This window comes from Streptomyces sp. NH27 (assembly GCF_056859195.1).
Genome location: NZ_JACEGK010000355.1, coordinates 1 through 8,254 on the forward strand (window position 1 = coordinate 1; position 8,254 = coordinate 8,254).

General features: G+C 70.1%; 8 protein-coding genes and 1 riboswitch. All 8 genes read right to left on the minus strand.

Going from position 1 to position 8,254, the window contains the following annotated elements:
• Positions 1–562, minus strand: a 562-nt coding sequence (locus tag AC13HU_RS25445; protein ID WP_483044273.1) for an ABC transporter permease, incomplete at its 3' end; no start/stop codon positions are given.
• Positions 541–1,647: a thiamine ABC transporter substrate-binding protein gene (locus AC13HU_RS25450; protein WP_483044274.1), complete on the minus strand. Its 1,107-nt coding sequence runs from the start codon at positions 1,645–1,647 to the stop codon at positions 541–543. The genes AC13HU_RS25450 and AC13HU_RS25445, both read right to left, overlap by 22 nt.
• Positions 1,639–1,775: riboswitch (TPP riboswitch) on the minus strand. Its footprint overlaps the gene before it by 9 nt.
• Positions 1,776–1,828: 53 nt before the next feature.
• Complete coding sequence (gene rlmN / locus AC13HU_RS25455) at positions 1,829–2,959, minus strand: dual-specificity RNA methyltransferase RlmN (RefSeq protein ID WP_483044275.1); 1,131 nt, start codon at positions 2,957–2,959, stop codon at positions 1,829–1,831.
• A 72-nt stretch (positions 2,960–3,031) separates the two neighbouring features.
• Positions 3,032–4,057, minus strand: a complete 1,026-nt coding sequence (locus AC13HU_RS25460) for a phosphatidate cytidylyltransferase (protein WP_483044276.1) — start codon at positions 4,055–4,057, stop codon at positions 3,032–3,034.
• Positions 4,058–4,236: 179 nt separating this feature from the next.
• A complete protein-coding gene (gene frr, locus AC13HU_RS25465; RefSeq protein ID WP_483044280.1) occupies positions 4,237–4,794 on the minus strand; it encodes a ribosome recycling factor in 558 nt (185 codons plus the stop codon).
• Between the two features lie 109 nt (positions 4,795–4,903).
• Positions 4,904–5,716 carry a UMP kinase gene (gene pyrH / locus AC13HU_RS25470; RefSeq protein WP_483044277.1) on the minus strand — a complete coding sequence of 271 codons (813 nt, stop codon included), beginning with the start codon at positions 5,714–5,716 and terminating at the stop codon, positions 4,904–4,906.
• A gap of 244 nt (positions 5,717–5,960) precedes the next feature.
• Positions 5,961–6,797: a translation elongation factor Ts gene (gene tsf / locus AC13HU_RS25475; RefSeq protein ID WP_483044278.1), complete on the minus strand. Its 837-nt coding sequence runs from the start codon at positions 6,795–6,797 to the stop codon at positions 5,961–5,963.
• A gap of 114 nt (positions 6,798–6,911) precedes the next feature.
• Entirely contained in the window at positions 6,912–7,874 is a 963-nt protein-coding gene (rpsB, locus tag AC13HU_RS25480; protein WP_483044279.1) for a 30S ribosomal protein S2, read from the minus strand.
• Between the last annotated feature and the right edge of the window lie 380 nt (positions 7,875–8,254).

Consider the following 8,254-nt stretch of genomic DNA (forward strand, 5'->3'; position numbering starts at 1 on the left):
GCATGCGGGCGGCCTCCTCCTGGCGCGGGTCGAGTTGCGCCCACAGGCCGCCGACGGTGCGGACGACCACGGCGTAGTTGAAGAAGACGTGCGCGATCAGGATCGCCCACACGGAGGTGTCCAGGCGTACGCCGAAGAGGCTGTCGGTGAAGCCGCCCTGCCCGAGCAGCGCGAGGAACGCCGAGCCCGCGACGACGGTCGGCAGCACGAACGGCACGGTGACCACGGCCCGCAGCAGCCGCTTGCCGGGGAAGTCCAACCGCGCGAAGGCGTACGCCCCGGGCAGCGCGACCGCGAGCGTCAGCGCGGTGGACGCGCCGGCCTGCCAGCAGGTGAACCACAGCACGTGCCGTACCGAGCCGTCGCCGAGCACGTCGCCGATCCGGCCGAGCTGCCAGTGGCCGCCCTGATGCAGGCCGCGGCCGACGATGGACGCCACCGGGTAGGCGAAGAAGGCGGCGAAGAACGCCAGCGGCAGCGCGGCCAGGGCGAGCCCGGTCGCGGTGCGACGGCGCCCCGCACCGCGCGCCCGGCGAAGGACTACAGGACGATCGAGTTCCATGACTTCACCCAGTCGTCCCGCTTCGCGGCGATCTTGTCGGGCGCGAGCGTCGTCGGGTGCGGGACCTTCGCGCCGTACTTGGTGAACACCTCCGGCTCGGTGGCGCCCTTCACGACCGGGTCGACGTACATCTGGAGCGGCATGTCCTGCTGGAAGGTCCGGCTGAGCATGAAGTCGATGAACGCCTCGGCGCCCGCGGGGTTCTTCGCGTCGTGCAGCACTCCGGCGAACTCGATCTGGCGGAAGCAGGTGCCGGTGGCCACACCGACGGGCGACTGCGCGGGCAGCGGGTTGACGCCGACCACCTCGGCGGGCGGGCTGGAGGCGTAGGAGACCACCAGCGGCTTGTTGCCCTTGGCCTTCTTCCCGGCGGCCGACCCGGAGAAGGCGTTGTCGTACGCCTGCTCCCAACTGTCGACGACCTGGACGCCGTTGGCCCTCAGCTTCTTCCAGTACGCCTGCCATCCCGAGTCGCCGTAGGTGGCGGCGGTGCCCAGCAGGAAGGCCAGGCCCGGCGAGGACGTGGAGACGTTCTCGGTGACCAGCAGGTTCTTGTACTGCGCCTTGATCAGGTCGGCGAAGGTCTGCGGCGGCGCGAGGTGGTGCGAGGTGAAGTACGCGCGGTCGTAGTTGACGCACACGTCGCCGGAGTCGATCGGCGTCACGCGGTGCTTGCCCGCGTCGAGTTGGAGGTCGGCGGGCACCTGGTCCAGGCCCTTGGCGGTGTACGGGTCGAACAGGCCGTTGCCGAGCGCGCGGGAGAGCAGGGTGTTGTCGACGCCGAAGAAGACATCGCCGCGCGGGTGGTCCTTGGTGAGGATGGCCTGGTTGACCGCCGCGCCCGCGTCGCCGCCGCGCAGCACCTTGACGGTGTAGCCGGTCTCCTTGGTGAACTCCGCCATCACCGACTTGGAGGCGGCGAACGAGTCGTGGCTGACCAGGGTGACGGTCTTCGACGGCTTGCCGCCGGCCGCCTTCCCGGAGTCGGAACCCGACCCCGAGCCGCCGCAGCCGGCAAGGACGGTGGCGCCCGCGGTGACGAGGACGAGCGCGCCCACGGCACGCCGACGAATGGTACTGCTCACTTGCTGACTCCCTACGCCGGTATGACCCGGATCAGGTGGGAGGGTCTGCGGCCTGGGCTCCTCGACGGTCATGCCGTCGCCCCAGCCGCACTCTCAGCGCCATCTCAGGCGCTCCCCTGTCGGATGTTCATTTGTCCAGACGTTCATTCCATCAGTGCGACGAACGCACCAGCGCACCGTATCAGCGCGCGGACGCGGCCAGCTGACCGCAGGCCCCGTCGATCTCCTGACCGCGGGTGTCCCGTACGGTCACGGGCACGCCATGCGCCTCCAGGGCGGCCACGAACGCCCGCTCGTCCTCCGGGCGGGAGGCGGTCCACTTCGAGCCCGGGGTGGGGTTGAGCGGGATCAGGTTGACGTGCACCCGGTGGTTCTTGAGCAGCTTGCCGAGCCGGTCGGCGCGCCACGCCTGGTCGTTCACGTCGCGGATCAGGGCGTACTCGATGGAGACGCGGCGGCCGGAGACGTCGGCGTAGTGCCAGGCCGCGTCCAGCACCTCGCGGACCTTCCAGCGGGTGTTGACCGGCACGAGGGTGTCGCGCAGCTCGTCGTCGGGCGCATGCAGGGACACCGCGAGGCGGCACTTGAAGCCCTCGTCGGCGAACCGGTGCATCGCGGGGACCAGGCCGACCGTGGAGACGGTGATGCCGCGCTGGGACAGCCCGAGCCCGTCGGGCGCCGGGTCGGTGAGGCGGCGGATCGCGTCGACGACCCGGCGGTAGTTCGCCAGCGGCTCGCCCATGCCCATGAAGACGATGTTCGACAACCGGTCCGGGGTGCCGGGACCGACGCCGGGGCCCTCGCCGGGCACCTCGCCGTCGCGCAGCGCCCGCATTCCGGCGACGATCTGGTGCACGATCTCGGCCGTCGACAGGTTGCGGTCCAGCCCCGCCTGACCGGTGGCGCAGAACGGGCAGTTCATCCCGCAGCCCGCCTGCGACGAGATGCACATCGTCACCCGGTCCGGGTACCGCATCAGCACCGACTCGACCAGGGTCCCGTCGAACAGCCGCCACAGCGTCTTACGGGTATCCCCGTCGTCACACGACGCGTGCCGCACCACCGTCATCAACTCCGGCAGCAGGTCCTCGGCCAGCTTCCCGCGCGCCCCGGCCGGAATATCCGTCCACGCCGCAGGGTCGTCGGTATAGCGCGCGAAGTAGTGCTGCGACAACTGCTTGGCCCGAAACGGCTTCTCCCCCAGCTCCGCCACCGCCTCCCTCCGCTCCGCGGGCGACAGGTCGGCAAGATGCCGCGGCGGCTTCTTGGCCCCGCGCGGCACGGCAAACGTCAGTTCTCCGGGTACAGGCATGATGCCTACCAGTGTCGCAGACTCCGCGGAGTGCCCTGTTCGTACCGGGCACGGGGTGAGCGCAGGCGCTAGCTAGCCCTGGCCCACGAACGCCACCAGGAGCAGCCACACCACCGGCGCCGTGGGGAGCAGGGAGTCGAGGCGGTCCATGATGCCGCCGTGGCCCGGGAGGAGGGTGCCCATGTCCTTGATGCCGAGGTCGCGCTTGATCATGGACTCGCCGAGGTCGCCGAGGGTGGCGCTGACGGCCGCGGCGAGGCCGAGCAGCAGGCCCTGCCACCAGCGGCCGTCGTCTACGAAGTACTGCATGAGCAGGGCGCCGGCGACCATGGCGAAGGAGATCGCACCGAGCAGGCCCTCACGGGTCTTGCCGGGGCTGATCCGGGGCGCGAGCTTGTGGCTGCCGAAGCGCCAGCCGACCGCGTAGGCGCCGGTGTCGCTGATCACGGTGAGCAGGAGGAACACCAGCACCCGGCGCGGGCCGTCGTCGGCGGCGAGCATCATGACGACGAAAGTGGCGAGGAAGGGCACGTAGAACGCGGCGAAGACGCCCGCGGTGACGTCGCGCAGGTAGTCCTCCGGCGGCTTGGCCATCCGCCAGACCAGGACGGCGAGCGCGGTCAGCGCCATCGCGATCCACGCCCCGTCGGCGCCGCGCAGATACCCCGCGATCACCATCGCGGTGCCGCCGATCGCCAGCGGGATCAGCGGCGCCTGGATCTGCTTGCGCTCGGCGAGCCGGGAGGTCAGCTCCCACAGGCCGACGACCACCGCGACCACGACGATGCCGACGAAGACCGCCTTGACGATGAAGAGCGCCGCGACCACCACCGCGCCGAGGCCGACACCGACCCCTATCGCCGCCCGCAGGTCACGGCCGGCGGACTTCTTCGCCGGCGCGGCCGCCGGCGCGCCCGGCGGCTCGGAGCCGTGCGCTCCGGAGCCGTGTCCGGAGCCCGGACCCGGTGGCGGCGGGTCCTGGGGCGGCGAAGGAGGTGGCGGCGGCATGGTGGAAATCTTCCTCCTGACCCCGGGTTCCGTGGCGGAACCCGCCGCGTGACCGGCGCGTGGCGAAACGCCCCAGGAAGAATCGTTCACGGAGCGTCGCCTCGCGTCGTCGTCAGGTTGTTTGGTCGGCCGGGGAGATGTGCGATCCGGGCAGGGACCGTGTGGGGAGGTGATGTGGAGGTGGCGCCGCGCGGGATGTTGCCACGCGGTGCCACGCGGTGCCACGCGGTGCGATGCGATGCGATGCTGTGCGGGGCTGCGGACGGAGGTCAGACCTCCAGCAGCTCCGTCTCCTTGTGCTTGAGCAGCTCGTCGATCTGCGCCACGTACTTGGACGTCGTGTCGTCGAGCTCCTTCTCCGCGCGGCGCACCTCGTCCTCGCCGGTCTCGCCGTCCTTGACGAGCTTGTCCAGGGTCTCCTTGGCCTTGCGCCGGACGCTGCGGATGGAGATCTTCGCGTCCTCGCCCTTGGTCTTGGCGACCTTGATGTACTCGCGCCGGCGCTCCTCGGTGAGCTGCGGGAACACCACGCGGATGATCCGGCCGTCGTTGCTGGGGTTCACACCGAGGTCGGAGTTGCGGATCGCCTCTTCGATGTTGCGCAGGCTGCTGCTGTCGAAGGGGGTGATCACGGCCATCCGCGGCTCGGGCACCGCGAAGGAGGCGAGCTGGTTGATCGGGGTGATCGCGCCGTAGTACTCGGCGACGATCTTGTTGAACATCGCCGGGTGCGCACGGCCGGTGCGGATCGCCGCGAAGTCGTCCTTGGCGACGACGACGGCCTTCTCCATCTTCTCCTCGGCCTCGAGGAGGGTCTCTTCAATCACCATGTGCTCCTGGTATTCAGAAGGCAGAGCCGTCGGGTCCGGGCCCCTGCGCACGTCTTCCTGCACGGTGTCGGACCGGGCAGCCTGTTGTCCATACCGGCCGCGCCGGTCACGCCCTGGTGCCCCGGTCGTTGACCAGCGTGCCGATCTTCTCACCCTTGACGGCGCGGGCGATGTTGCCCTCGGCGAGCAGTTCGAAGACCAGGATGGGAAGTTTGTTGTCCTGGCAGAGGGTGATCGCGGTGAGGTCGGCGACCCGCAGGTCACGGGCGATCAGCTCGCCGTACTCCAGGGCGTCGAAGCGGACGGCGTTCGGGTTGTGCTTGGGGTCGGAGTCGTAGACCCCGTCCACCCCGTTCTTGCCCATCAACATCGCCACGGCGTCGATCTCCAGGGCGCGCTGGGCGGCGGTGGTGTCGGTGGAGAAGTAGGGCATGCCCATGCCCGCGCCGAAGATCACCACGCGGCCCTTCTCCAGGTGCCGGACGGCCCGCAGCGGGATGTACGGCTCGGCGACCTGGCCCATGGTGATGGCGGTCTGCACCCGGGTCTCGATGCCCTCCTTCTCCAGGAAGTCCTGGAGCGCAAGGCAGTTCATCACGGTGCCCAGCATGCCCATGTAGTCGGAGCGGGCCCGGTCCATGCCGCGCTGCTGGAGTTCGGCACCGCGGAAGAAGTTGCCGCCGCCGAGCACGACCGCGATCTCGTAGCCGTCGCGGACCACCGCGGCGATCTCCCGGGCGATGGCGTGCACGACGTCGGGATCGACGCCGAGACCGCCGCCTCCGGCGAATGCCTCACCGGAAAGCTTGAGCAGGTAGCGGCGGGGGGTGGTCCCGTCGCGACCTTCGTGATGCCGTCCGCCGTCGTCGTCGTGGGTGTGGTCGTGGGCCTTGCCGGCGCCTTCGGCACCATCATCCATGGGAGATCTCCTCGTGCACGTACCGAGGAGGCCATTGCCGTGGGTCCTTGTCGGTTCCCGGTACGGCAATGGCCTCCTCGTCACCTCTGCGGCCGGCCGGCGGGCGACCGGCCGCATACGGCCCCAGCGGGACCGTCTGTCTTGCGCCGCGCGGCCGCGGGGCGACCGTGCGGACGTGGGTGGCAGCCCGCTGCGGCCGAGTGGTGTCTGCGGCCGGACCGGCGGGTGCCGGTGCGAACGGACGTCAGACGCCGACGCGGAAGCGCGCGAAGTGCTTCAGCGTGACACCGGCCTCGTCGAGCACCTTCTGCACGGTCTTCTTGGAGTCCTTGGCGAACGCCTGCTCCAGGACGACGTTCTCCTTGAAGAAGCCGTTGACCCGTCCTTCGACGATACGCGCCAGGGCGGCCTCGGGCTTGCCCTCCTCGCGCGCGGTGGCCTCGGCGACCCGGCGCTCGTTCGCCACGGTCTCCTCGTCGATCTCGTCGCGGCTCAGGAACTTCGGGGCGAACGCGGCGATGTGCTGCGCGACGTCCTTGGCGGTCTGCGGGTCGGCCTTGTCCAGCTCGACCAGCACGCCGACCTGCGGGGGCAGGTCCGGGCTGGTGCGGTGCAGGTAGGAGGCGACGTAGCCGTCGGTGAACTGCGCGAAGCGGTCCAGCACGATCTTCTCGCCGAGGGTGGCGTTGGCCTCGTCGACGAACGCCTGGACGGTCTGGCCGTCCTTGATCTCGGAGCCGAGCAGCGCGTCGATGGCGGCCGGCTTGGTGGCGGCGACGTGCGCGGCGATCGCGTCGGCGACCGCGACGAACTTGTCGCCCTTGGCGACGAAGTCGGTCTCGCACTTCAACTCGACGAGGACACCCTCGGAGTTGTCGGCGGCGATGAGGGAGACGACGGCGCCGTTGGAGGCCGAGCGGCCCTCGCGCTTGGTGACGCCCTTCTGGCCCTTCACACGGAGGATCTCGACGGCCTTGTCCAGGTCGCCTTCGGCCTCGGTGAGGGCGTTCTTGCAGTCCATCATGCCCGCGGCGGTGAGCTCGCGGAGCTTCTTGACGTCGGCGGCGGTGAAGTTCGCCATGGGTGTGAGTCTCTTCCCGGATGGTCGGTGGATCTACGGGTGAACGGCGGGGGCGCTGGGCCCCCGCCGTCGTCACGCGTGGTGCTGTTCCCGGACGCTCGCGTCCGCGAGCGATCAGGCCCCGGTGGAGTCGTCGCCCTCGGTGGTCGCGGGCGCGGCGTCGGCGGCCGGAGCAGCGGGAGCCTCGTCGGCCGGGGCGGCAGCCTCGGCGGCGGGGGCCTCGTCGGCCGGGGCGGCAGCCTCGGCGGCGGGGGCCTCGTCAGCCGGGGCAGCGGCCTCGGTCGCCGGCTCGGCGTCGGCCTTCTTGTCGCCTTCGAGCAGGTCGCGCTCCCACTCGGCGAGCGGCTCGACGACGCCTTCGGCCTTCTTGTCACCGGTGGCGGCACCGGAGCGGGCGATGAGGCCCTCGGCGACGGCGTCGGCGATCACGCGGGTGAGCAGCGTGACGGAGCGGATCGCGTCGTCGTTGCCCGGGATCTTGTAGTCGACCTCGTCGGGGTCGCAGTTGGTGTCGAGGATCGCGACGACCGGGATGCGGAGCTTGCGCGCCTCACCGACGGCGATGTGCTCCTTCTTGGTGTCCACGATCCAGACGGCGCTGGGCACCTTCTGCATCTCGCGGATGCCGCCGAGGGTCTTCTCCAGCTTGTCCTTCTCGCGGGAGAGGACCAGCAGCTCCTTCTTGGTGAGGCCGGAAGCGGCCACGTCCGCGAAGTCGATCTCCTCGAGCTCCTTCAGGCGCTGCAGGCGCTTGTAGACGGTCGAGAAGTTGGTGAGCATGCCGCCCAGCCAGCGCTGGTTGACGTACGGCATGCCGACGCGGGACGCCTGCTCGGCGATGGCCTCCTGCGCCTGCTTCTTGGTGCCGACGAACATGATGGAGCCGCCGTGCGCGACGGTCTCCTTGACGAACTCGTAGGCGCGGTCGATGTACGACAGCGACTGGAGCAGGTCGATGATGTAAATGCCGTTGCGCTCGGTGAAGATGAAGCGCTTCATCTTCGGGTTCCAGCGGCGGGTCTGGTGCCCGAAGTGGACGCCGCTCTCCAGCAGCTCCCGCATCGTGACGACGGCCATGGCCGTACTCCTTGATGTGCTCGGTTACCGCGACCGCCGGACGGCGGCCGCGCCTGACGTCCCGACGCGCCGTGCCACAAGGGACCGAGGGGCGCGGCCACCGCCCGTGACCATCAAGGTCCGGGGTTGGTGGCGGGGCGTGCGAAGTCGACCCGGTGACCCGAGTCGCCAGAGAAAGTGTACGGGACCGGCGGAGTCACCGGCGACACTCGAGTTATCCACAGGTCTCGGAGCAAGATCATCGCGGGGCGGGTGCGGTGCGTCATCGTGGGGATATGGCGTACACGGCAGTGTGGTTGACGGTGATGGTGGCGGCGCTGGCGGCGGGCGGAAGCATGGCGCCCGGAGCTGGAGCGGGAGTTGGGGCCGGAGGCCGGGTC

What these genes read in the sequence shown, in the direction of transcription:
- rlmN (WP_483044275.1), bottom strand. Translation starts at nt 2,959, where the DNA reads ATGCCTGTACCCGGAGAACTGACGTTTGCCGTGCCGCGCGGGGCCAAG.
- pyrH (WP_483044277.1), bottom strand. Translation starts at nt 5,716, where the DNA reads ATGGATGATGGTGCCGAAGGCGCCGGCAAGGCCCACGACCACACCCAC.
- tsf (WP_483044278.1), bottom strand. Translation starts at nt 6,797, where the DNA reads ATGGCGAACTTCACCGCCGCCGACGTCAAGAAGCTCCGCGAGCTCACC.
- rpsB (WP_483044279.1), bottom strand. Translation starts at nt 7,874, where the DNA reads ATGGCCGTCGTCACGATGCGGGAGCTGCTGGAGAGCGGCGTCCACTTC.